At 27.6% G+C, this 1,741-nt stretch carries 1 protein-coding gene; it reads right to left on the reverse strand.

Translation table 11 applies throughout. The annotated features are described in order from the left end of the window. Window positions 1-1,741: non-ribosomal peptide synthetase (locus tag BM119_RS19420; RefSeq protein WP_143087368.1), on the reverse strand; the 1,741-nt coding region annotated here is incomplete at both ends.

Consider the following 1,741-nt stretch of genomic DNA (forward strand, 5'->3'; position numbering starts at 1 on the left):
GTTTCCTTATGAATTTTAGAAATAAGTGTCATAGCCTTTAGTGAATGTCCTCCTAGTTCAAAGAAACTATCATTTATTCCTACTTTGTCTATACCTAAAACTTCACTCCATATTCTTGATAAAGTTTCCTCCAACTCATTTCTTGGTGCTTCATAACTAGTTAACCTTTCATCTAAATTAGGTTTAGGAAGCGCTCTTCTATCTAGCTTTCCATTAGACGTTATTGGCATCTTATCTAGTTTCACAAAGTAAGATGGTATCATGTACTCTGGTAAACTTTCCTTTAAATAATCTCTTAAGTTTAATTCATTTAGTTCTTTATCACTTACTATATATGAGCAAATCTGCTTATCATCATCTTTGCCATCTATTGCTATAACTGTTGCTTCTTTAATGTTTTCATGTTGCAATAATTTATTTTCTATCTCTCCGATTTCTATTCTAAATCCCCTTATCTTAACTTGATTATCTATTCTTCCTAAGAGCTCTATGTTTCCATCTGGTAACCATCTTGCTAAATCCCCTGTTTTATACATCTTTGTTCCTATTTTAAATGGATTATCTACAAACTTTTCTGCTGTTAGTTCAGGTCTATTTAAATATCCTCTTGCAAGTCCGTCTCCTGATATACAAAGTTCACCTATAACACCTATTGGTACTATGTCATTTCCTTCATTTAAAATATATATTTCTGTATTATTTATAGGATGTCCTATTATATTCATTTCATTGTTCTTACATTTGCATATAATTGCATCTACTGTATATTCTGTTGGACCATAATGATTTCGTAAGTCATATCCTTTTGATATAATTTTATTTTTCAATTTATTATTTAACTTTTCTCCACCACATATTATAAATTCGATTTCATTAAGCATTTCATTATCACAAATTAAATTTTCTAATAACCCTGGTGTTAAATTTATTATATTTACTTTATTTTTTTTAATATTATTTCTAAAAACTACTTTATCTAATAACACATTTTTTGTTATACAGCATACTTTTGATCCGCCTATTAAAGCTCCAAAAATTTGTTCCACACTAGGATCAAAACAATAGTTTGTAGTTTGAAATATTGTTGTTTGTTCATTTATATTGTAATTTTTTATATAATATTTAAGTAAATTAACTACATTTTTTTGTTCAATCAATACACCTTTAGGATTACCTGTTGTTCCTGAAGTGTAGATAACATATGCTAAATTATTTGAACCATTTATTTTTTCTAGATTACTCGAATTTTTATTAAACAAATCTTCATTATATAAATCAAGTATCTCACCATTAAATTCTATATTATTCACTAGAACATTTTCACTAAGTAATACTTTACTTTCACTATCCTTTAGCATAAATTCTATTCTTTCTTTTGGATAGATTGGATCTATTGGTAAATATGCTCCTCCAGCCTTTAATATCCCCATTATTCCTATTATCATTTCTAGTGACCTTTCTACCATTATCCCTACTATTGAATCCGCTTTAACACCTTTATTCCTTAATATCTTTGCAAGGCTGTTAGCTTTTTCGTTTAACTCTCTATAAGTTAATTTTTTATCTTCAAATATAACTGCAATATTATCTGGTGTTTTTTCCACTTGTGCTTCAAATAACTCCTGGATTGTTTTATCCTTTGGGTAGTCCGCCTTTGTATCATTAAATTCATATAATATTTGGTTTCTTTCTTCTTCTAATAATAAATCTATACTATCTAACTCTATTTCATTATTATTTA

It is taken from the genome of Clostridium frigidicarnis, assembly GCF_900111985.1.
Taxonomy (GTDB): domain Bacteria; phylum Bacillota; class Clostridia; order Clostridiales; family Clostridiaceae; genus Clostridium_Z; species Clostridium_Z frigidicarnis.